General features: G+C 29.2%; 22 protein-coding genes and 7 tRNA genes. 26 read left to right on the top strand and 3 right to left on the bottom strand.

All coding sequences use genetic code 11. The annotated features are described in order from the left end of the window. Positions 1 to 372: 372 nt before the first annotated feature. Genes B2694_RS17780 through B2694_RS17770 form a run of 3 tightly spaced genes read left to right on the top strand, consistent with a single transcriptional unit; the run spans position 373 to position 2,553 of the window. A complete protein-coding gene (locus B2694_RS17780; protein ID WP_035135527.1) occupies positions 373 to 1,143 on the top strand; it encodes a ParA family protein in 771 nt (256 codons plus the stop codon). Position 1,144: 1 nt separating this feature from the next. Beyond that, entirely contained in the window at positions 1,145 to 2,008 is an 864-nt protein-coding gene (locus tag B2694_RS17775) for a ParB/RepB/Spo0J family partition protein (protein ID WP_346886885.1), read from the top strand. Positions 2,009 to 2,046: 38 nt separating this feature from the next. Beyond that, positions 2,047 to 2,553, top strand: a complete 507-nt coding sequence (locus B2694_RS17770; RefSeq protein WP_346886884.1) for a DUF4446 family protein — start codon at positions 2,047 to 2,049, stop codon at positions 2,551 to 2,553. Between the two features lie 314 nt (positions 2,554 to 2,867). On the opposite strand, the gene yyaC is transcribed toward B2694_RS17770, so the two are convergent. Together yyaC and B2694_RS17760 are read right to left on the bottom strand one after the other, a co-directional pair. Continuing rightward, the gene (yyaC, locus tag B2694_RS17765) at positions 2,868 to 3,476 is read right to left on the bottom strand and encodes a spore protease YyaC (RefSeq protein ID WP_346886883.1); all 609 of its coding nucleotides are present in this window, start codon (positions 3,474 to 3,476) and stop codon (positions 2,868 to 2,870) included. Between the two features lie 68 nt (positions 3,477 to 3,544). Continuing rightward, complete coding sequence (locus tag B2694_RS17760; protein ID WP_346886882.1) at positions 3,545 to 4,699, bottom strand: aminotransferase class V-fold PLP-dependent enzyme; 1,155 nt, start codon at positions 4,697 to 4,699, stop codon at positions 3,545 to 3,547. Between the two features lie 266 nt (positions 4,700 to 4,965). Between B2694_RS17760 and yedF the strand changes: the two genes are divergently transcribed. The 16 genes from yedF to B2694_RS17680 all read left to right on the top strand — a co-directional run bounded on the left by yedF (position 4,966) and on the right by B2694_RS17680 (position 19,446). Then, positions 4,966 to 5,571 carry a sulfurtransferase-like selenium metabolism protein YedF gene (yedF, locus tag B2694_RS17755; protein ID WP_346886881.1) on the top strand — a complete coding sequence of 202 codons (606 nt, stop codon included), beginning with the start codon at positions 4,966 to 4,968 and terminating at the stop codon, positions 5,569 to 5,571. 25 nt (positions 5,572 to 5,596) lie between these two features. Continuing rightward, the gene (locus tag B2694_RS17750; RefSeq protein ID WP_346886880.1) at positions 5,597 to 5,851 is read left to right on the top strand and encodes a DUF3343 domain-containing protein; all 255 of its coding nucleotides are present in this window, start codon (positions 5,597 to 5,599) and stop codon (positions 5,849 to 5,851) included. Positions 5,852 to 5,936: 85 nt separating this feature from the next. Further along, positions 5,937 to 6,128 carry a DUF951 domain-containing protein gene (locus B2694_RS17745; RefSeq protein WP_346886879.1) on the top strand — a complete coding sequence of 64 codons (192 nt, stop codon included), beginning with the start codon at positions 5,937 to 5,939 and terminating at the stop codon, positions 6,126 to 6,128. A gap of 102 nt (positions 6,129 to 6,230) precedes the next feature. Continuing rightward, on the top strand, positions 6,231 to 6,521 hold the full coding sequence (rpsF, locus tag B2694_RS17740; protein WP_035132009.1) for a 30S ribosomal protein S6: 291 nt from the start codon (positions 6,231 to 6,233) through the stop codon (positions 6,519 to 6,521). Positions 6,522 to 6,530: 9 nt separating this feature from the next. After that, on the top strand, positions 6,531 to 6,968 hold the full coding sequence (locus B2694_RS17735) for a single-stranded DNA-binding protein (protein ID WP_035132007.1): 438 nt from the start codon (positions 6,531 to 6,533) through the stop codon (positions 6,966 to 6,968). A gap of 24 nt (positions 6,969 to 6,992) precedes the next feature. Further along, positions 6,993 to 7,256, top strand: coding sequence for a 30S ribosomal protein S18 (rpsR, locus tag B2694_RS17730; protein WP_035132005.1), 264 nt, complete (start codon positions 6,993 to 6,995; stop codon positions 7,254 to 7,256). A 184-nt stretch (positions 7,257 to 7,440) separates the two neighbouring features. After that, positions 7,441 to 7,758, top strand: coding sequence for a MazG-like family protein (locus tag B2694_RS17725; protein WP_035132003.1), 318 nt, complete (start codon positions 7,441 to 7,443; stop codon positions 7,756 to 7,758). A 12-nt stretch (positions 7,759 to 7,770) separates the two neighbouring features. Then, positions 7,771 to 8,766 carry a DUF2232 domain-containing protein gene (locus tag B2694_RS17720; protein ID WP_346886878.1) on the top strand — a complete coding sequence of 332 codons (996 nt, stop codon included), beginning with the start codon at positions 7,771 to 7,773 and terminating at the stop codon, positions 8,764 to 8,766. A gap of 3 nt (positions 8,767 to 8,769) precedes the next feature. Continuing rightward, positions 8,770 to 10,764, top strand: coding sequence for a DHH family phosphoesterase (locus tag B2694_RS17715; RefSeq protein ID WP_346886877.1), 1,995 nt, complete (start codon positions 8,770 to 8,772; stop codon positions 10,762 to 10,764). A gap of 2 nt (positions 10,765 to 10,766) precedes the next feature. After that, complete coding sequence (rplI, locus tag B2694_RS17710) at positions 10,767 to 11,213, top strand: 50S ribosomal protein L9 (RefSeq protein WP_035132000.1); 447 nt, start codon at positions 10,767 to 10,769, stop codon at positions 11,211 to 11,213. 118 nt (positions 11,214 to 11,331) lie between these two features. After that, positions 11,332 to 13,164, top strand: a complete 1,833-nt coding sequence (gene lonC / locus B2694_RS17705) for a Lon family ATP-dependent protease (protein WP_346886886.1) — start codon at positions 11,332 to 11,334, stop codon at positions 13,162 to 13,164. A gap of 196 nt (positions 13,165 to 13,360) precedes the next feature. Further along, the gene (locus B2694_RS17700) at positions 13,361 to 14,692 is read left to right on the top strand and encodes a replicative DNA helicase (protein WP_035131996.1); all 1,332 of its coding nucleotides are present in this window, start codon (positions 13,361 to 13,363) and stop codon (positions 14,690 to 14,692) included. A 125-nt stretch (positions 14,693 to 14,817) separates the two neighbouring features. Next, positions 14,818 to 15,309, top strand: a complete 492-nt coding sequence (locus tag B2694_RS17695; RefSeq protein ID WP_346886876.1) for a TM2 domain-containing protein — start codon at positions 14,818 to 14,820, stop codon at positions 15,307 to 15,309. 107 nt (positions 15,310 to 15,416) lie between these two features. After that, a complete protein-coding gene (locus tag B2694_RS17690) occupies positions 15,417 to 16,373 on the top strand; it encodes a 3'-5' exoribonuclease YhaM family protein (RefSeq protein ID WP_346886875.1) in 957 nt (318 codons plus the stop codon). 353 nt (positions 16,374 to 16,726) lie between these two features. Next, positions 16,727 to 18,115 carry an NAD(P)/FAD-dependent oxidoreductase gene (locus tag B2694_RS17685; protein WP_346886874.1) on the top strand — a complete coding sequence of 463 codons (1,389 nt, stop codon included), beginning with the start codon at positions 16,727 to 16,729 and terminating at the stop codon, positions 18,113 to 18,115. A 44-nt stretch (positions 18,116 to 18,159) separates the two neighbouring features. Continuing rightward, positions 18,160 to 19,446, top strand: coding sequence for an adenylosuccinate synthase (locus B2694_RS17680; RefSeq protein ID WP_346886873.1), 1,287 nt, complete (start codon positions 18,160 to 18,162; stop codon positions 19,444 to 19,446). Positions 19,447 to 19,609: 163 nt separating this feature from the next. Here B2694_RS17680 and B2694_RS17675 read toward each other — a convergent pair whose 3' ends face one another. Then, complete coding sequence (locus B2694_RS17675; protein WP_346886872.1) at positions 19,610 to 20,848, bottom strand: NAD(P)/FAD-dependent oxidoreductase; 1,239 nt, start codon at positions 20,846 to 20,848, stop codon at positions 19,610 to 19,612. Between the two features lie 263 nt (positions 20,849 to 21,111). Between B2694_RS17675 and B2694_RS17670 the strand changes: the two genes are divergently transcribed. The 7 genes from B2694_RS17670 (at position 21,112) to B2694_RS17640 (ending at position 21,741) form a co-directional block, all read left to right on the top strand. Next, positions 21,112 to 21,186, top strand: a tRNA-Glu gene (locus tag B2694_RS17670). Between the two features lie 5 nt (positions 21,187 to 21,191). Continuing rightward, positions 21,192 to 21,267, top strand: a tRNA-Val gene (locus B2694_RS17665). A 13-nt stretch (positions 21,268 to 21,280) separates the two neighbouring features. Next, positions 21,281 to 21,357, top strand: a tRNA-Asp gene (locus B2694_RS17660). Positions 21,358 to 21,415: 58 nt separating this feature from the next. Further along, positions 21,416 to 21,490, top strand: a tRNA-Glu gene (locus B2694_RS17655). A 5-nt stretch (positions 21,491 to 21,495) separates the two neighbouring features. Continuing rightward, positions 21,496 to 21,571 (top strand) — tRNA-Val (locus B2694_RS17650). A gap of 13 nt (positions 21,572 to 21,584) precedes the next feature. After that, a tRNA-Asp gene (locus B2694_RS17645) sits at positions 21,585 to 21,661 on the top strand. 5 nt (positions 21,662 to 21,666) lie between these two features. Further along, positions 21,667 to 21,741, top strand: a tRNA-Thr gene (locus B2694_RS17640). Positions 21,742 to 21,785 lie beyond the last annotated feature (44 nt).

Genomic DNA, 21,785 nt, shown 5'->3' with positions numbered 1-21,785 from the left:
CCTTGACATAGGGACCATTTCAAACATTTTGTAGTCTTTTATTGAACAATTAATTTTATATAATTAAAGTTAGTTTGAATAAATGAAATTTCAACAAATTTATGAATTGAAGTACTTATATGAAAAATGTACAATAAATTTATACAATATCATTATCAATAGTATCTAAAATAGTAAATTAATCTAAATATGTTGATAAAAAAATAAATACTTATTAATTTATGTAATAATTACTTTAAATAAAATCTGTATCAATATATAATATAAATACATAGGTAAAATAAATTTATAATGATTAAAATTATTAGTAATATAAAGTTTCTAATATATAGTAATTTAAAACAAAACCTACGATAGATAAGGGGGGAGAATATGAAGGTAATATGTATTTTCAATCAAAAAGGGGGAGTTGGAAAAACAACTACTAATATAAATTTATGCTCATATTTAGCAATGAATGGATATAAAGTTCTGTCTATAGACATAGATCCTCAAGGAAATACAACTAGCGGTATAGGATTAGATAAAAGAAAAATACATTGTTCTATGTATGATGTTTTAACAAGTAATGTTTCATTGAAAGAAATTATCAAAAAAAGTGAAATAGTAGATAACTTCTATATTGCACCTTCAACTATGACTCTAGCAGCAGCTGAAGTTGAAGTTATAAGTCAGGATCAAAGAGAAAAAGTTTTAAAAAATAAAATTGATGAAATAAAAGATGACTATGACTATATATTTATAGATTGTCCACCATCGTTAGGTGTATTAACTATTAATGCGTTAACAGCATCTGACTCAGTTTTGATACCAATCCAATGTGAGTTTTATGCTCTTGAAGGTGTAGGACAATTGATGAGTACTATACAATTGATTAAGAGATATTTAAATACTGGTCTTGAAATTGAAGGTGTAATCATGAGTATGTATGATAGTAGAACTAGATTATGTAATGAAGTAGTTGAAGAAATTAAAAAGTACTTTAATGATAAGGTATATGATACTTTCATACCAAGAAATGTTAAATTAGCAGAGTCACCTAGTTTTGGACTTCCTATCATGCTATATGATGATAAATGTAAGGGATCAGAAGCATTTGAAGCTTTAACGGAGGAGTTTATTAGTAGACAAGGAGGAAAATAGCATGAAGAAAACAGGAGTTTTAGGAAAAGGATTATCTTCATTAATTCCTGAAAATGACTTTCAGGACAGTAATAATGAACAGGTTATAAGTATAGATATAAATTTAATTAAGCCTAATAAGGATCAGCCGAGAAAGCATTTTGATAATGAAAAGTTAATAGAATTAGCGAATTCTATTAAGGAACATGGTATAATACAACCTATTGTTGTAAGAAAAGAAAATCAGTTTTATGTAATAATTGCAGGTGAACGTAGATGGAGAGCAGCAAAATTATTAAATTTAAAAGAAGTACCAATAATTATTAAGGAATTGTCTGATGTAGAGGTTGTACAAATTTCTTTAATAGAAAATATAATTAGAGAAGATTTAAATCCTATAGAGGAAGCTACAGCATATAATAAATTATTAAATGATTTTAATTTGACTCAAGAAGAAATAAGTAAACAGGTTTCAAAATCTAGAAGTGCTATTGCTAATTCATTAAGATTACTAAATCTTGATGAAAGAATACAGGGGTATTTAATTGAAGGTGTTTTATCAGAAGGACATGGGAGAGCAATATTAGCATTAGAAAATAAAGAAGATCAATATGTAGTTGCTCAGAAAGTTATTGATGAAAACCTAAATGTTAGACAAACTGAATTACTAGTTAGAAATTATTATAAAGATGATAATAACAAGTATAAAAAAATAAATAATAAATCAGAAAATGATATATATTACAAAGACATAAGAACAAAATTAGAAAATCACTTTAATACAAAAGTATGTATAAGTAATAATTCTAAAAATAAAGGAAAAATAGAAATAGAATATTATTCTCCAGAAGATTTACAAAGAATAATAGAAATTTTAGATATATAATGTTTCACGTGAAACATTTTTAGAGAGGATGAATGCTTTTGGAACAAATTATAGAATTTCTCAATGAATATAATGTATTTATAACTATAGGATTAATAATATTAGTATTCATATTAATCATTATTTTAATAATATCACTAGTCTCAACAAGTAAGATGAAAGATAAATATAGAAAAATTATGAAGGGGACTAATAATAAAAATTTAGAAGAATTATTAGTAAGCTCATTAGATAAAATTGACAATATGGAAGGAATAACAAATGAAGTTAAGGATATGTGTAATAAAACATCTAACAAAGTTTCATCTTGTGTTCAAAAGGTTGCAATGCAAAGATATAAAGCTTTTGAGGATATTGGAAGTGATTTAAGCTACTCCATTGCTCTGTTAGATGGAAGAAATAATGGTGTAATAATAACTAGTATTTATTCAAGAAATGAGAGTATTACATATGCAAAACCTATTGATGATGGCATATCTAGATATGATTTATCACAAGAAGAAAATAATGTTCTGCATCAAGCTGTCAATACTAACAAGGAATAGGTTTAACAAAATAGATGAGTTATAGTAGTATAGCTCATCTATTTTATTAGATTTATATTTAGTATTTATCTATATAAGTATAAGTATTGGATAGTGTGGTAATTGGATATAAAAATATAGTAATAAGATTATAACTTATGTATTTTAACTTGATATAAAGTAATGCAAATGAACAATTTATTTTAGGTAGAACAGTTAATTAAATCGAAGTGGATAATTAAGTTTAGCATAAAATGAATTATTTACATACTAAACAAGTAAAAAGAGATAATAAATGTTTCACGTGAAACATTTATTATCTCTTCTTTTAAGTTCTAGTCTGCATCTAAAACCTTAGGAATATATTTATTGTTAACCTTTGAGGAAGATTTACGTCCACCTATAGTTTTTATTATAGAATGGTATATTCCTGAGGAGATTACTTCAGCTAATTTCATTACAATATATAATCGAGTATTTTGGAGCACCATAAATTCTAAAGAGCCAGATATATTAACAATTCCAACAATACTTAAATCACCAACAGAAGGTAAATTTTTATTTAGAGCAGCTCCAGGATAAAGAGGTTTAGATTCAATTATAACTTTACCTACATTTTGAAGGCCTCCAAGAGAAGCATCTATAGCTATTATATATGGATTACTATGATTCTTAAGTATTAATTCATTGGTTTCAGAAATATTTTTTGCATGTACAGGGTTTTCTAGATTTCCATAGATAAAAACCTTATCTCTAACTAGAAATTTGAGTTTATAACCTACAAGTGGACCTAAACTATCACCTGTAGATCTGTCTGTACCTATGCATAAAATAACAATATCTCTATTATCTTTAATTACTTTGGTTAGTTCTTCTGAAAGAATTTCTCTTATGTCATATATAGAATTATCAGATAAAGCATCGAAAATAACTTTTTCCACCATGAGTAACACCCTCCTATATTAGAAAGTATTACCATGTAAATAAATTTAATACATTTATTATTAATTCATTACAATTTTTTAATAGAAGAATTTATACTACACAAGATATAATCTATATCTTTATCATCATTAAAATATCCAAAACTAAAACGTAAAGTTCCATTAGGATATGTTCCAATAGTTTTATGAGCCAATGGAGCACAATGGAGACCAGTTCTAGTTATAATATTATATTCAGAGTCAAGAATAAATCCAAGTTCACTGTTATCGATTTTAGAAGAGTTTACAGATATAGTTGAAGTTCTATTTTCAGTATTTAGATGTCCATAAACTTTCATTGTAGAGATATTTAATATACCATCAATGAACTTTTGTGTTAGATAATCTTCATGATCTTTAATTGTAGATAATCCTTCATTTTGGATAAAGGTTATTCCAGATAGAAGACCTGCAATACCAGGTGCATTAATAGTACCACTTTCAAATTTATCAGGTAAGAAGTTGGGTTGAATTATGTCTGAGGAAACACTTCCTGTACCACCAACAATTAATGGAGAACAAATACCATTCATTTCATCATCTATGATAAAGCCACCTATACCTTGAGGACCTAATAAACTTTTATGTCCAGTAAAGGCTAAAGCATTGCAGTTTAATTTTTGAAAATTTAAATCAAGAACGCCAGCTGTTTGAGCAGTATCTATAATGAAAAATATATTACTTTCCTTGCAAATTTGTCCGATTTTTTCTAGAGGTTGAATAGTACCAATTATATTAGAACCATGAGAAAGGGTTACAAGTTTAGTATTATGCTTGATTTTACTTTGAAAATCATCAATATCAATTTCACCTAATTTATTGCATTGAATTATATCTAATTCAATTATTCCTTTAGATTTTAATTCATTTAATGTTCTAAGGGTACTGTTATGATCCATGGAAGATGTTATAACATGCCATCCAGGTTTAACTATACCTTTAATTAAAATGTTTAAGGACAAGGTAATATTAGATGTAAATATTACATTTTTAGTATCAGAAAAATTAAAAAAATCACATAAAGCATTTCTACATTGGAAGATAACTTTATTTCCTTTTAGAGATGAAGTAGATGCGCCTCTTCCGGGATTACCGCCTATATTTCTCATATAATTTAGTATATCATTATAAACACAATCTGGTTTAGGAAAAGATGTAGCTGCATTATCTACATAAATTTGCATAGTATTACCTCCTAGGTTGAATTTATCATATTTAGATATATAATAAGTAAAATTTATATATTATAAATTTAGATATGATATATTCTATAGATTTGATATAATTAGTATGTTAATAAAGATTGTATTATAGTAAGGTGTTATAATACAATAATACAACACTATAGTAAATATATACAATATCATATTATTATATTAAATAGAACATATTAATTAATAGATATTAACTAAATATTATATCAAATAGTATTTAATAGGGGGAAAATGTTATGGAAAACATTAAAAATGAGATTGACTGTAGAGGATTAAATTGCCCAATTCCAGTAGTAAATACAAAAAAATATTTTGATGCTTTAGAAAGTGGTATAGGAGTAACTGTTGTAGATAATGAGGTTGCCAAAAATAATGTGGTTAAATTTGCTCAAGGAAATGGATTTAATTATGAAATAGAAGAAAGAGAAGGCAATATATACTATATAACAATTACAAAGGGAGAAGTTACAGTAGAAGAATTAAATCTAAAAAGTTCTAAAGAAAAAGAAGAGACTTTTACTATTGTTATAGGTTCAGATAAATTGGGAAATGGAGATGATGAACTTGGAACAGCTCTTATAAAGAGTTATTTATTTGCACTTTCTGAGGCTGAAGTTATACCAACCAATTTAGTATTCTTAAATGCAGGGGTAAAGTTAGTAGTTGAAGGAGCACTTACCCTTGATAGTTTAAAAAGATTAGTAGAAAGAGGTGTAAATGTACAAAGTTGTGGTCTTTGTTTAGATTTTTATGGATTAAAGGAAAATCTTGCAGTTGGAGAAATTAGTAATATGTATGCAATAATTGAAATGATGAATAAAGGAAAAACTATAAAGTTATAAGAAATAGTGCTAGGAGATATAGGAAATGAAAGAATTTTTAATTGTAACTTTTAATAATACTCATGAAGCCATGAAAGCTGAATCAGTATGTATTAACGAAAAACTTAAGGTTACTATGATGCCAACACCAACATATATAACTAAAAGTTGTGGAATAAGCTTAAAGGCGGATATTGGTATTGTAAATAGCTTAAAAGAGATAATAAAAGATAAAAAGATGGAGTTCAAAACTATTTATGAATTTACTGATAGTAAGTTAATAGAGTTAAATATTGATTAACATAATATGAGATGGTAAAAAATAAGTATAAAACAATATAGTTTATTGATATAAATATTTGGAAACAATGATATAGGAGAAGAATATGAAAGAATTTGAATTAAATGATATTGTAGAAACTAAAAAAACACATCCATGTGGTAGTAATAAGTGGGAAATAATTAGAATGGGTGCAGATATAAAAATTAGATGCACCGGATGTGATAGAATTGTTATGATTCCTAGAAGTAAATTTGAAAAGAGTGTAAAAAAAGTTCTTAAGGATGAGGAAAAATAAGATAACAATATTGACTTGATGGTTTTACTATGATATAATTTGATGATGTAATCCCTGCTGTGAAAATCACAGCCGTTAGTCCGGGGGGAGGAGGTGAAACTAATGAGAGCATATGAAACTATATTCATATTACACCCATCATTAGACGAGGAGGCTGTTAAAGCTAACGTTGAAAAATTTAAAGGTGTAATAGAGAACAATGGTGGAGAAGTTGAAAGCGTTGACGTTTGGGGTAGAAGAAAGCTAGCTTATGAAATCGCTAAAGTTAACGAGGGTGTATACACATTAATCAACTTCAAAGCTGACGCTGAATTACCTAAAGAATTAGACAGAGTATTCAGAATTACAGATGGTGTTATAAGACATATTATAATCAATCCAGAAAGCAAGTAGGTGGTATGAATGAATAAGGTTGTTTTAATCGGAAGATTAACCAAAGACCCAGAGTTAAAATTTACTCCAGGTACAGGTACAGCTGTAGCCACATTTACAATTGCAGTTAATAGAAGATTTAAGAAGGAAGGTCAACCGGATGCTGATTTTATACCTGTAGTAGTATGGGGTAAACAGGCTGAAAGTACTGCCAATTACATGAGTAAAGGTAAACTTTTAAGTGTAGCTGGTAGAATTGAAACTCGTTCTTATGAAGCTAAAGACGGTGGAAGAAGATATGTTACTGAAGTAGTAGCTGATGAAGTAAGTTTCCTTGAATGGGGTGGCAATAAAACATCAGGAATGAATACTGGAGCTGTTTCTCACAATGATTCATCAATACCAACAGATTACTTTGGTGGAGGAGATATGACTCCGATTGATGATGGTGAGGATATGCCATTTTAATAATTAGGTAAGGAGGTAAGAGCAATGGCTTATGATAGAAACGATAAGAATGATAGAAGAAAAGGCGGAAATAGAAAAAGAGCTAAGAGAAAAGTATGTGCTTTTTGTATGGATAAAGCAACTTCTATAGATTATAAAGATATCAATAAATTAAGAAAGTACGTTACAGAAAAGGGTAAAATATTACCAAGAAGAATTTCTGGAAACTGTGCTAAACACCAAAGAATGCTAACTGTAGCTATTAAGAGAGCTAGAAACATAGCATTATTACCATTCACAACTGAATAGTAATAATTTATTTGGTAAAACAAACATATAATTAATAAAAACTAGTGAATCGTCGTTATTCACTAGTTTTTTATTTTAATCTCAGAATAACTGTGAAATAAAGGTAAATATACCTATAATCATGTTGCATAAATATTAAAAAAAATTTACAATAGACTTATAGCCTAAAGAAAGGATGATTCTTATGAGACGAGAAGAATTTAATATTATGTCCAATATAAAGATAATAGAAGGACTAAAGGCAGAATTAGTTTGTATTGTAGGTGATTTTTTCAAATTATTAAGTAAAGGGAGTAATATAGCACAAGATGCAATTTTAGATTGTATATCAGGAGCAATAATAATATTATATATTTTAGCAGAAAAATTAGGATATTCTCATTTAGCAATTGATGAAACTATGAAGAAAAAATTAAAGGTTGGTATAGTAGAAGGTGATCCTCTTGAGAAAAATGGAAAAGAGCTTAGTAAGCTTTATGACCATATAAGAGAAAGGAATTAGAAGGAGGAGGTTATGGAACAAAAGATTAATACAAAGAGTTTAATAGAAGCTGCGTTGATGGCAGGTATTATAACTATAATAAGCATTAGTGCATCATACATTTTATTATTTTATATAATAGGTTTAATATTGTTGCCAATTTTGGTAGCTCTTATTTACTATAGGAATGGAATAAAATATTCAATAGGAGCTGTATTAATAAGCACAATATTAGTAGCTACATTTCTCGATCCTATTTTGGCTATAATTTCAGGTATGTCTTATGGGATAATAGGTGTAGTCTTAGGTTACTGCTTAAAAAATCAAAAGAAAACATATAATATATTGATAGCCATGATTATTGCATGTATAATAGCAATGCTGGTTGAGGTATGGTTAACTAGTAGATTTGTTAGCAACATAGGTGTAATTCAATTTATTAATGATAAATTGAATACATATATACATGAATTTAAGGCGTATATAACTCAAACAAAACAAATTTATAGCAACATGGGTATGAATGCTACTCAACTACAAATGTTTGAACAAATAGAATCTATCTTTACAGTTGAGCTCTTAGCTATGTTGATACCAACTGTATTATTTATAGCTTCCTTTATACAAGCATATTCAACCATATTATTTACACATTTGATATTTAGAAAACTTAAATATAAAGAAGTAAAATACTTAAGGTTTTCAGAGTTTTATGTATCTAATCTAGTTGGAGCTGCATTAATTGCTGTTATTAGCATATGTGCAATAGTAGGAAGTAGGGGGATTACAGGTAGCTTATTTTTATATAATGCTATTTTAATGTTAACAATTATGATATTAGCTGTGAACGGAGCAGCTGTAACTGATTATTATTTTAGAAAGAAACTAGGAATGCCTAAGACAATGAGAATACTTTTAGTAGTTCTTTTGTTTATAATAGGATCATCTAAAATTTTAGGAATAGTAGGTTTTGTAGAAATGATGTTAGATTTTAGAAAGTTGGATCCATATAGAATCAGAAAGGCGTAATATATGAGTAAAGAGAATTTTAAAGAAATGCTATTTAATTTTATAAAAAGTAAAATAGTTATAACTATTTTAGTTATATTATTAGTAGTGTTTTTTATAAAGGATATGTTAATTGTTTCAAATATACTACTTCTAATATATGCAGCCACTCTTTTGTATATTATATTTGATAATAGCAAGAAAGATAATTTTTCTAACAAAATTGAAAATATAATACACAAGGTTGATACTGTTAAGTCTACGGCATTTTCTAAGGTGCACTTTCCAACTATGTTTTTATTAGAAAATGGAGAGGTAATATGGTATAACGAAAGTTTAGCTTTAAGATTAGAAAATAATGATATAGTAGGTAAAAATATAAAAGAAATAATTAAAGAGTTCAATATAAAATTAGCATTAGAAGGAAAAAGGTCAGAGTATAAAAATGTTGTTTTTAAGGATAGAATTTATGATATTTATATAAGTATTATTCAAGATTATGAGATTAATGAAGATAATAATCTTATAGTAATTTCTTTTGATGATATTACAGATAATGTTAATTTGATAAATCAAATTAATAATGCTAAAGAAAGTGTAATGCTCATAGAGGTAGATAATCTTGATGAGGTTATTAAGACTACAGAAGAAGATTTAAGACCACAGCTTATAGCAGACATAGATAGAACTATAAATAACTATGCTAATAGCCTAAAAGCGTTAATAAGAAAATATTCATCAAATAAATATGTATTAACTACTAAAGATGTTAATATAGAAACTGAGATGAATAAAAAATTTGATATACTAGATACAATTAGAGAAGTAAGCAGTGGAAATAAACTTACAGTTACTCTAAGCATTGGAGTGGGTAGAGGTGGAGAAAATCCAGCTCAAAATCATGAATTTGCCACTATAGCAAAGGATTTGGCTCTTGGAAGAGGTGGAGATCAATGTGTAGTCAAGAGCTTTGAAAAAGTATCTTTTTATGGTGGAAAAACTAAAGAAGTTGAAAAAAGGACTAAGGTTAGAGCTAGGGTAATTGGTCATGCACTTTTAGAACTGATAAATGAAAGTAGCAATGTAATTATAATGGGACATCACAATCCAGATATGGATTGCTTGGGAGCAGCAATAGGAATGTATAGTACCATACGTTCTTTAAATAAGGAATGTTATATAGTTATGGATGAGCCTCATGATGCTGTGCAGTATATGTTGGACAGATTAGATGATGATGATAACTATAAAGATACATTTATAAATATAAATGCAGTTAAAAATATTAAAAATGATAAAAGTTTATTAATATTAGTTGATGTTCATAATGAAAGTTACGTACTTTCTATGGAGGTAGTAGATTACTTTAGTAGAATAGTGATTATAGATCATCACAGAAAAACAAAAGACTTTATACAAGGTACAATGTTAAGTTATGTGGAAACCTATGCATCATCAACATCAGAATTAATAACAGAATTAATTCAGTATATGGTTGAAAAACCAAAATTGAGAGAAGTAGAAGCGGTAGCTCTATTAGCGGGTATTTGTCTAGATACTAAAAATTTCTGTTTTAAAACTGGAGTTAGAACCTTTGAAGCAGCAGCATTTTTACGAAGGCTAGGTGCTGATACTGTAGATGTAAAAAGAATTTTTAGTGAAGCTTTAGATATTTACATAACAAGAGCAGATATAATAAAAACTGCAAAGGTTAAAAGTGGAATAGCTGTAGCGAAATGTCCACCAGAAATATCAAATTCTGTATTACCAGCACAAGCAGCGGATGAATTGCTAAATATTACAGGTATTCAAGCATCCTTTGTTATTGCTAAAATAGAAGAGGGCACTTATATAAGTGGAAGATCCTTAGGTGAAATAAATGTTCAGGTAATATTGGAATATTTAGGTGGTGGAGGACATTTAACAATGGCAGCTGCTAGAATTAAAGATTCTAATCAAGATGAGGCAGAAGAATTATTAAATGATGCTATAGAAAAATACTTAAGGAAGGGTGAATAATAATGAAAGTTATTTTATTACAAGATGTAAAATCAGTTGGAAAAAAAGGAGAGGTTGTTAATGCCTCCGACGGATATGCAAGAAATTTCTTGTTTCCTAAAAAATTAGCACAAGAGGCAAATGATGTTAACATGCATATTTTAAATAAGAAAAATGAAGCTGATAGAAAGAAGAAATTAGCTGAAATAGAGGAAGCTCAAAAAGTTGCAAATGAACTTAAGGATAAAGAAGTAATTATCTATGCTAAGTCAGGAGACAATGGTAGATTATTTGGAGCTATAACCACAAAAGATATTTCTCAGGAAATGGAAAAACAATTAAATATAACAATAGATAAGAAAAAAATAGTAGTTAATACTATTAAAACTATGGGATTATATGATGTAGAAGTAAAGCTATATCCTGAGATATCAACTAAAATAAAGGTTATTATAAAAGAACAACAATAGATTTTAAAAACCGAGGGGAGGAAAGCATAGAAGGTATAAAAGTCCTTCTATGCTAATAATTTTGAATATAAATTCAGTTGATAAAATAAATAATTTTAGCTTAGAAGAAGAATTAACTATGGAAGTAGAAATAGAAGTTTTAGAAGAAGTTATGTACAAGCTTTTAGATGAAGGCACTATTAGAGGTAGAGCAGTAAAGTTTAAGGTTCAAAAGCATTTAAATAGTAAAGATATCTATAGAAAACTTTATGCTATAAATAAAATAGTTACTAATGGAAAAGGAATTAGTGTTCCACCAAGTGATAATAATATAGAAGAAGTTTTAAAAGAAACTAGCCTAGAAATAAGTGAACTTCTAGCTAAAAGGTATGTACAAAATAAATTAGATGCAGAAGTGGAAAAGCAAATTATAGAAAAACAGGACAAGTATATAGATGAGGTAAGACTAGGAATCATAAAGAAACAAAGAGGACCAGAGAATAGTAAGACATTAAAGAAATATGCAGAGTTTGAATGTTTAGATTCAAAGCATTTAACTCAAAACATTATGAGTATGCTTAGACCTGATAGTTTTTCAGAAATAATTGGGCAAGAGAGAGCTATTAAATCTTTAATATCTAAGATGGCATCTCCATATCCACAACATATAATTTTATACGGACCACCAGGAGTGGGTAAGACTACAGCAGCTAGGATTGCGCTTGAAGAAGTTAAGAAATTAAAGCATACGCCATATGATAAGGATGCAAAGTTTGTAGAAGTAGATGGAACCACATTAAGATGGGATCCAAGAGAGATATCAAATCCTTTATTAGGTTCAGTACATGATCCTATATATCAAGGTTCAAAGAGAGATTTAGCTGAAAGTGGTACTCCAGAACCAAAGACGGGACTAGTTACAGAAGCACATGGAGGAGTTTTATTTATAGACGAAATAGGTGAATTAGATTATACTCTTCAAAATAAATTATTAAAAGTTTTAGAAGATAAAAGAGTTGAGTTTTCATCATCATATTATGATCCAGATGATGAAAGTACACCTAAATATATTAAGTATTTATTTGACAATGGTGCTCCAGCTGATTTCGTTCTAATAGGTGCTACTACTAGAGAGCCAAGTGAGATTAATCCAGCATTAAGATCAAGGTGTACTGAAGTTTATTTTGAACCACTATCTTCTGTAGATATAGAAAAAGTTGTATTAAATGCAGCTAAAAAGTTAAATATTAAATTAGAGGATGGTTTAGCAAAAGAGATAAGCAGATATACTATAGAAGGTAGAAAAGCTGTAAATATACTTGCAGATGTATATGGATATGTATTATTAAATAATGAAGAGAGAAATGATGTGGTTATAACTATTTCTGATTTTAATGAAGTAGCATCTAATAATAGATTAAGACCATATGAAGGTATTAGTGATTTAGATTCTAAGGAAGTTGGACAGATTTTTGGTCTTGGAGTATCTGGATTCTTGGGGTCAACTATAGAAATAGAATGTTCAAGTTTTGAGGCTAGGGAAAAAGGTAAAGGAACTATTAGATTTAATGATACTGCTGGATCTATGGCAAAAGATTCTGTTTTTAATGCAGCCTCTGTTATAAGAAAAATTACTGATAAGGAAATCAGAGATTATGATGTTCATGTAAATGTTATTGGTGGTGGAAAAATTGATGGACCATCAGCAGGTGCAGCTATAACAACATGTATTATAAGTGCCATTTTAGAAAAACCAATAAGACAGGATATTGCAATTACTGGTGAAATATCAATAAGAGGTAAGATAAAACCAGTAGGAGGAGTATTTGAAAAAATATATGGAGCAAAAAGAAAAGGTATAAGGCAGGTAATAATACCAAAAGATAACTTGAGGGATGTTCCAGCTAATATTAAAAATATAGAAGTTACAGCTGTATCAACAATAGAAGAACTACTAGAGTTAGTATTTTAGATACTTTGATTATTAAAACCCTGTAATATGATTATACAGGGTTTTAATTTAATTTTATAAATAAATGTTTGGATTTTTTTATAACTACATTATAATTAAAGAGAAGAATTTTATAATAAATAATGTTTTCTACATTATTTATTCCTTGAGAGTACATATAGGAGTTTTCTTTTAATATATCGCAGGAGGTAATAATATGAGTGACTCACTTAGAACTATGCCACAAAATATAGAAGCTGAGCAGTCAGTAGTAGGGTCTATGTTAATAGATAAGAATGCTATTGCACAAGCTGCAGAGGTTCTTTCAGCTGAAGATTTCTATAAAGATGCTCATAAGACTATTTTTAAGGCTATTAGAGATTTATATAATAAAGATATACCTGTAGATATGATAACCTTGGTAGACTATCTAAAATCTAATGATATGCTTGAGCAAGCTGGAGGGGTAACATATATTATGGAGATAAGCACCTCAGTACCTTCTACAGCTAATTTATCTTCTTATATAAAAATTGTTGAAGATAAATCAACCCTTAGAAGGCTAATTAGAAGCTCAACGGAAATAATTGAAAATAGCTATAATAAACAAGATGATGTAGAATCAGTAATAGACTTGGCAGAAAAAAATATATTTAATATATCTGAAAAACGAAGTACTAGTGATTTTGAACCTATGAGTACTGTATTGGAAAGAGGATTTTTAGAGATAGAAAAGATTTTTAATAATAAAGGTCAAGTAAATGGAGTAGCTAGTGGATTTAAAGATTTAGATGCAAAAACTTCAGGGTTTCAGAGCGGAGATATGGTTCTAATAGCAGCTAGACCATCTATGGGAAAAACTACATTTTGTCTTAATATAGCCCAAAATGCAGCTATTAGAGATGGTAGGAAAGTTGCAATATTCTCATTAGAAATGAGTAAGGAGCAATTAGCATATAAGCTCCTTTGTGCAGAGGCTAATGTAGATATGGTTAAGCTTAGAAATGGAGATTTAGACGATAGAGATTGGGAGAATATAGCAAGGGCTTCAGGACCACTTGCATCTGCAGGAATATATATAGATGATACTGCAGGTATTTCTGTCATGGAGATGAGGTCTAAATGTAGAAGACTTAAAATAGAGCATGGAATAGATTTAATTATCATAGACTATCTTCAATTAATGTCAGGAAGCAATTCTGATAATAGACAACAGGAAGTATCAGAAATATCAAGAAGTATAAAAGCTTTAGCTAAAGAAATGAAATGTCCAGTAATTGCATTATCTCAATTATCCCGTGCACCAGAACAAAGGGCAGATCATCGTCCTATGTTATCAGATTTAAGAGAATCAGGTTCTATTGAGCAGGATGCAGATATAGTTATGTTCTTATATAGAGAATTTTATTATAGCAAAGAAAAAGAAGATGAGAACATAGCGGAATGTATATTAGCTAAACATAGAAATGGTGAAGTTGGAACCGTAAATTTAGCATGGATAGGTAAATATAGTAAATTTGGAAACTTAGACTTAGTTCATCCAGAGTAATTTAAATAGATTTCGTAGAAATTAGTAATAAAGTATAATTATATATGATTTATATTTATTGCATATAGTAAAGCCTTATTACATAAAGATATATTAGCTATACTTTATGTGAGGTGAGATTACTCATGGTAAATGAGATGAAGAACAATAAATTAATAGATGATAAGTTTAACAATGGAAAAGAGACATATTTTCACAAGCATTCAGAATTAGATGATATTACTATAACAGAGGAACATGAAGATGGTATTGTAAATCTGTATAATAATGGAATTGTGAAAGATATAATAGATACTAGTAACACCAATGAAGAAGTAAAAATAATTAAGACTAAAGAGTTTTATGGTGACAAAGATAAAGGGTCTATATTAGAATCTAAGGAGAAAGACTGTAGTGAAAAAAGTTGGGGAGCAACATTAGTGTTTTGTATACTTTTAGGTTTTATAGGTTTCCATAGATTTTATGTTGGAAAAGCAGGAACTGCAATATTAATGCTACTTACACTAGGTGGTTTTGGCATATGGATTATAGTAGATTTAGTATCTATAATAATAAATAGTTTTACAGATGAATATGGTAGAATTGTTAAAAGAAAAAAGTCCATAGATCAAAATTAAAAAGATGTGGTAAAACATATCTTTTTTAAGTATTATTGAATAATTTTAATAGATTTGATAATATTCATCTTATATAGTACACGAAGTAAAGATTAAGGAGAACGGTTATGGAAAATAAGAAAATTGGTGAGTTTAATAAAGGGGATAGAATTGAAAGTTTTTTCTTAGTAAAAAATGCAGAATGTAAAATAACTAACAATAGTACTACGAATAAATATTTAGATCTTATGTTAATAGATTCAACTGGAGAAATAAATGCAAAGCTATGGGAATGTAATGAAAATATTGAAGCTTCAATAAAGGATAATATACTTGTAAAAGTAAGAGCTGTAGTTAATGAATATAGAGGGAAATTACAGTTAAAGATAGAGAAAATTAGACCAGCTACAGAAGAAGATAATGTTAATATAGATGAATTTATACTAGTTGCTCCTTATAAGTCTGAAGATATGTTTGAAACTCTATTAGATTATATAGAGAAAATAGAAAATAAAGATATAAAACATATTACAGAAAATATTATCGGTAAATTTAGTTACAAGTTAATGCATTATCCAGCTGCTAAATCCAATCATCACGCAATTAAAGGTGGTCTTTTATATCATATAACCACTATGTTAAATGCAGCAGAAAAATTATTAGGTATATATGATTATCTAAATAAAGATTTATTGTATTCAGGTATAATTCTTCATGATATAGCTAAAATAATGGAGATGGAATCTAGTGAGCTAGGAATAGTATCTAAATATAGTACGGAAGGCCAGTTACTTGGACACATAATACAAGGAATTGGTTTAATTGAAGATGCTGCAATGGAAGTCAAAGCAGATAAAGAAATAGTTATGTTATTACAACATATGATATTAACACATCACTATGAGCCGGAGTATGGAAGTCCTAAGAAACCTATGATACCAGAAGCAGAAATGTTACATCATTTAGATGTATTAGATGCTAGAATGTATGATATGCGCAAAGCTACTAAGGATTTAAATCCAGGTGAATTCTCTGAAAAAATATATAGTTTAGACGGAATAAGTATATACAAATCATTCATATAAATACGAATAATATAAATATAAAAAGTGTAATATATTCTTATAGGATATGTTACACTTTTTATGATTTAAGATAATATTATAATAAATTTAATTATAATAAAAAGCTAATTATATATATTACATTAACAAAATATATTGTATAAAGCATTTATATAATGTATTTTAGGAGATTTAAAGTTCATTATAAAGAAATAATAAAAGCACTCTATGTTAGGATAGAGTAAATAAATATTGGGAAAAATAAATTCTAAAGAAATATATTTACGAAGAATTTTAAATGTACTATATAAAATATTCGTATTTTTATTGAAAATACTACATCTCTTTGTTAATATATTTATGGGGTGATTAACATGTATAAAAATTATGATATTATAATTGTTGGTGCAGGAGCTAGTGGTGTTTTCGCAGCCTATGAATTAACAGCTTTAGGCTCAAAGGCTAAAGTACTAATGATAGAAAAGGGAAATAGTCTAGAAAAAAGAAAATGTCCCATAGATGGGAAAAAAATAAAAGCTTGCATTCATTGTAAATCTTGTGACATTATGAATGGTTATGGTGGTGCTGGGAGTCTTTCAGATGGTAAGTATAATATAACTAATAACTTTGGTGGAGATTTATATAAATATGTGGGTAGGCAAGAAGCTTTAGATCTTATGTATTATGTAGATAAGGTTTTATGTGATCATGGTGGAAGTGATGCGAAGTTATATTCAACTGCGGATAGTACACTAAAGACTGAGGCACTAAAACATGATTTACATCTTTTAGATGCTAAAGTTAGACATCTTGGTACAGATAGAAATGTAAAAATACTAGGTAATTTATATAATAAGATAAAAGATAATATAGAGATGAAGTTTAATACTGAAGTTGTGGATATAGAAAAGCACGGCAAAGAATTTATAGTAAAAACTGAGGATGAAGAATTTAGATGCAAAGATATAATAGTTGCCACGGGAAGATCGGGATCTAAATGGATATCTAAGGTTTGTACTAAGCTAGGGATAGAAACTAGAAGTAATAGAGTAGATATAGGTGTTAGAGTTGAACTACCTGCAGCTATTTTTGAACACATAACAGATAAAGTATATGAAAGTAAAGTTGTATATAGAACAAAGAAGTATGGAGATTTAGTAAGAACATTTTGTATGAACCCACATGGTGAGGTAGTTAGTGAAAATACAAATGGAATAGTAACAGTAAATGGACATAGCTATTCAAATCCAGAACTTCATACAGAAAACACAAACTTTGCATTATTAGTTACTAATAATTTTACAGAGCCATTTAAAAATAGTAATGAATATGGAGAATCTATAGCAAGACTTAGTAATATGCTAGGTGGCGGAGTATTAGTTCAAAGATTTGGAGATTTAGTACAGGGGAGAAGAACTAATGATCATAGAATGAGTAAAAGTTTTACTATTTCAACTTTAAAAGCTACACCGGGAGATTTAAGCTTAGTTATACCAAAGCGTCAATTAGATGCTATAATAGAAATGATATATGCTCTAGATAATATAGCACCAGGAACAGCTAATGAAGATACATTGTTATATGGTGTAGAAGTTAAGTTTTATAATTCTAATATAGAAGTGGATAATAACTTAGAGACAAAAGTAAAAAGTCTTTATGTATTAGGAGATGGATCTGGAGTTACACATTCACTATCACAAGCATCTGCTAGTGGTGTTTATGTTGCTAGAATATTAGATGAGAAATATAGTAAGCTAGTTTAATTTATAATAAGTTTTACTAATGAGTAAAAAAGGAGATGTAGAATATGTCATCATTTGTGGTATTAGGAGCTCAATGGGGAGACGAAGGAAAGGGTAAAATGACTGATTATCTTGCAGAAAGTGCAGATGTAGTTGTTAGATTCCAAGGAGGAAATAATGCAGGTCATACTGTAGTAGTGGGAGAAAAAGAGTATAAATTACATTTAATCCCATCAGGAATACTTTATAAAGACAAACTTAATGTAATAGGCAATGGAGTGGTTGTAGATCCAGAAGCTCTATTTACAGAAATGGATTATTTAAAGGGATTAGGAGAAAACATAACACCAGAGAGATTAATAATAAGTGACAGAGCTCAAGTTATAATGCCTTATCATAAAGTATTAGATGCTCTTAAGGAAGAAGCTAGAGGAAAAAACGATATAGGTACTACTAAAAAAGGAATAGGACCTTGTTATACTGACAAAGTTGAGAGATGTGGAATAAGGGTTTGTGATCTTATTAAACCAGAAGTTTTAAAAGAAAAATTACAAGAATATCTTCCAGTTAAAAATGATTTAATAGTTAAAATTTATGGTGGAGAAGCTCTAAGCTTTGATGAGGTTTTCGAGGCCTATTTAGAATATGGTAAGAGAATGAAGCCATTTGTAGATGATGCATCAGTTAGAGTTTTTGATAGCATAAAAGCAAATAAAAATGTGTTATTTGAAGGAGCTCAAGGAACACTTCTGGATATAGATTTTGGTTCATATCCATATGTAACATCTTCTAATACCGTAGCAGGTGGTATATGTACAGGTGCTGGTATAGGACCAACTATGATAGATAGTGCTGTAGGAATTGTAAAAGGATATACAACTAGAGTTGGGAAAGGACCTTTTCCAACAGAACAAGAAAATGAAGTTGGAGATTGGATAAGGGAAAAAGGATTTGAGTACGGAGTTACTACAGGAAGAAGTAGAAGATGTGGTTGGCTTGATCTTGTTATATTAAAAAGTGCTGCTAGAGTTTCTGGATTAACTAGTTTTGGAGTAACTAAGATTGACACACTAGCGGGGCTTGATAAAATACAAGTTTGTGTAGGATATAAGTTAGATGGAAAAGTAATAGACTACTTCCCAGCTAGCCTTGAAGATTTAGCAAAATGTGAACCTGTGTATGAAGAGTTTGATGGATGGGATGAAAGTATAAAAGACGCTAGAAAATATGAAGACCTTCCAGAGAATGCAAAGATATACTTAAGAAAAATAGAAGAATTCACTGGTGTTAGGATATCTATAATATCAGTAGGGCCAAAGAGAGATCAAACTATGAGAATCGCAGATCTTTAAAAGTACGTCATTGCAAGAAAGATTAGAAAAAGTTAATTCAAAGTTTAAAACTGATAAGAAATAAATTTATTTCCTATCAGTTTTATTTTTTTAATATTAATTCAAGTAATATTTAAAATCACACAAATTACCTTGAATAGAGCTTTTATGTTAATAGGTAATACTAATCCTTTAGTACATTATAAATAGCGTTCACAGCAGCGCTAGAGGAGCTCCAGCACCATTGCAAATTAAAACCACCACAATCACCATCAACATCTAAAATTTCACCACCAAAGTATAGACCTGGAGTTAGTTTAGATTCTAAAGTTATAGGGTTTACCTCTGTAGTATCTATTCCACCGATGGTAACTTGAGCATTTTCAAAAGAGTTGGTATCAATAACTTGAAACTTCCAATCACATAAAAGCTTATAAAGTTTAAATCTATATTCATACTCTAGGGAATATGTAGGCATGTGAATGTCAGTAATTCCACACTCTTTTAATATAATAGGAATAAGTTTTTTATTTATAATTCCTACTAGATTGTCTGAAATACTTCTATATGAAAACACTGCAAAGTGTGTTTCAAAAAAATCTACTATATGGTCATAATCTGAATTAAGTAAATTTACATGTATAAAAACTGATGACTTATTCATAATTCCTTTAGAAGCAATTCTACTAAGCTGTAGAATTGGAGGACCTGATATACCATAGTCTGTGAATAAGATTTCACCAAATTCTTGTTTTTTAGTTTCACCATTTACTTCTATATTACAAGAGCTTTCAAATTTCACTCCAGAAATGGCCTTAAGTCTATCATAGTTTAGTTTTAATTGAACTATACCAGGTGTTAAGTTTATTAATCTATGGCCAAAGTTTTTAGCTAGTTTATGACCAGATCCATCAGATCCTGTTTTAGTATAACTTTTTCCTCCAGTACATAAGAGAACTTTTTTACATGTATATGTAGTTGAAGAAGTGATAATTTCAAAGTAACCCTTCTTTGTGTTAATGATATTTAAAACTTTTTCATTCATGTAAGTTGGTATATTTCTTTCAGATAAATTCATTCTAAGAATATCTAACACAGAGGATGCTTGAAGAGATAATGGGTATATCTTTCCAGAATCTAAGGTACATGTATATATTCCTATGGATTTAAAAAAGTTAAGGGTATATTCTAAATCATAGGTATTAATAATATCTTTAAAAAAATTATTATTATCACTATGAAATCTTGATAAGGATAACTTTTCGTTTGTTAAATTACAACGTCCATTACCAGTAATTAACAATTTTTTACCTACTCTATCGCTACTATCTATTATAGCTACGTCTATATTTAAATCTTTTGCTTTAATTGCAGATACTATGCCACAAGATCCGCCACCAACAATAATTAAGTCATGATACAAAATAAAATCACCTCAAGCCTTTAAATGTATTAACTAATATATTAACTATAGTATATATAATTATACTATATATTAAAACTATAATATAAATTTATTATTAAATTATAATATATCTAATAAATAATATATTTTCTGTATATAATTTTGGAGAAAAAAATAAAAAAAATTATTTTTAAAATTTTGTTGACAAAAGTTTAAAATTTTTGTATTATAATAAATGTCGGATGACCCGGCAAACACAAAACAAAAGCAAAATGACATATGGCTCCTTGGTCAAGCGGTCAAGACACCACCCTTTCACGGTGGTAACAGGGGTTCGATTCCCCTAGGAGTCACCATACTAGGTCGCATAGCTCAGCTGGGAGAGCACCTGCCTTACAAGCAGGGGGTCACAGGTTCGATCCCTGTTGCGACCACCACATAATCTAATGTGGCCCAGTGGCTCAGTTGGTTAGAGTGCCGGCCTGTCACGCCGGAGGTCGAGGGTTCGAGTCCCTTCTGGGTCGCCAAAATACTTTTTGAAAGTATTGACATCAGATGGAAAGTCTGATAAAATGTAAAACATATGGCTCCTTGGTCAAGCGGTCAAGACACCACCCTTTCACGGTGGTAACAGGGGTTCGATTCCCCTAGGAGTCACCATATTAGGTCGCATAGCTCAGCTGGGAGAGCACCTGCCTTACAAGCAGGGGGTCACAGGTTCGATCCCTGTTGCGACCACCACATAATTTAATGTGGCCCAGTGGCTCAGTTGGTTAGAGTGCCGGCCTGTCACGCCGGAGGTCGAGGGTTCGAGTCCCTTCTGGGTCGCCACTTATGCTGGCATGGCTCAACGGTAGAGCAGCTGATTTGTAATCAGCAGGTTGTAGGTTCGATTCCTATTGCCAGCTCCAAAGATTCTGAATTAATTCAGAGTCTTTTTTTACTTTATAGGAAA

Source organism: Clostridium sp. UBA4395, assembly GCF_002390995.1.
In the GTDB taxonomy this organism is placed as follows: domain Bacteria; phylum Bacillota; class Clostridia; order Clostridiales; family Clostridiaceae; genus Clostridium_J; species Clostridium_J sulfidigenes.
Note: the sequence above shows the minus strand (reverse complement) of the source record. Positions and strands in the feature narration are given on the sequence as shown.

Bases quoted from the DNA above. Each gene is read 5' to 3' on its own strand.
- B2694_RS17780 (WP_035135527.1), top strand. From the start codon at position 373: ATGAAGGTAATATGTATTTTCAATCAAAAAGGGGGAGTTGGAAAAACA.
- B2694_RS17775 (WP_346886885.1), top strand. From the start codon at position 1,145: ATGAAGAAAACAGGAGTTTTAGGAAAAGGATTATCTTCATTAATTCCT.
- yyaC (WP_346886883.1), bottom strand. From the start codon at position 3,476: ATGGTGGAAAAAGTTATTTTCGATGCTTTATCTGATAATTCTATATAT.
- B2694_RS17760 (WP_346886882.1), bottom strand. From the start codon at position 4,699: ATGCAAATTTATGTAGATAATGCAGCTACATCTTTTCCTAAACCAGAT.
- yedF (WP_346886881.1), top strand. From the start codon at position 4,966: ATGGAAAACATTAAAAATGAGATTGACTGTAGAGGATTAAATTGCCCA.
- B2694_RS17750 (WP_346886880.1), top strand. From the start codon at position 5,597: ATGAAAGAATTTTTAATTGTAACTTTTAATAATACTCATGAAGCCATG.
- B2694_RS17745 (WP_346886879.1), top strand. From the start codon at position 5,937: ATGAAAGAATTTGAATTAAATGATATTGTAGAAACTAAAAAAACACAT.
- rpsF (WP_035132009.1), top strand. From the start codon at position 6,231: ATGAGAGCATATGAAACTATATTCATATTACACCCATCATTAGACGAG.
- B2694_RS17735 (WP_035132007.1), top strand. From the start codon at position 6,531: ATGAATAAGGTTGTTTTAATCGGAAGATTAACCAAAGACCCAGAGTTA.
- rpsR (WP_035132005.1), top strand. From the start codon at position 6,993: ATGGCTTATGATAGAAACGATAAGAATGATAGAAGAAAAGGCGGAAAT.
- B2694_RS17725 (WP_035132003.1), top strand. From the start codon at position 7,441: ATGAGACGAGAAGAATTTAATATTATGTCCAATATAAAGATAATAGAA.
- B2694_RS17720 (WP_346886878.1), top strand. From the start codon at position 7,771: ATGGAACAAAAGATTAATACAAAGAGTTTAATAGAAGCTGCGTTGATG.
- B2694_RS17715 (WP_346886877.1), top strand. From the start codon at position 8,770: ATGAGTAAAGAGAATTTTAAAGAAATGCTATTTAATTTTATAAAAAGT.
- rplI (WP_035132000.1), top strand. From the start codon at position 10,767: ATGAAAGTTATTTTATTACAAGATGTAAAATCAGTTGGAAAAAAAGGA.
- lonC (WP_346886886.1), top strand. From the start codon at position 11,332: ATGGAAGTAGAAATAGAAGTTTTAGAAGAAGTTATGTACAAGCTTTTA.
- B2694_RS17700 (WP_035131996.1), top strand. From the start codon at position 13,361: ATGAGTGACTCACTTAGAACTATGCCACAAAATATAGAAGCTGAGCAG.
- B2694_RS17695 (WP_346886876.1), top strand. From the start codon at position 14,818: ATGGTAAATGAGATGAAGAACAATAAATTAATAGATGATAAGTTTAAC.
- B2694_RS17690 (WP_346886875.1), top strand. From the start codon at position 15,417: ATGGAAAATAAGAAAATTGGTGAGTTTAATAAAGGGGATAGAATTGAA.
- B2694_RS17685 (WP_346886874.1), top strand. From the start codon at position 16,727: ATGTATAAAAATTATGATATTATAATTGTTGGTGCAGGAGCTAGTGGT.
- B2694_RS17680 (WP_346886873.1), top strand. From the start codon at position 18,160: ATGTCATCATTTGTGGTATTAGGAGCTCAATGGGGAGACGAAGGAAAG.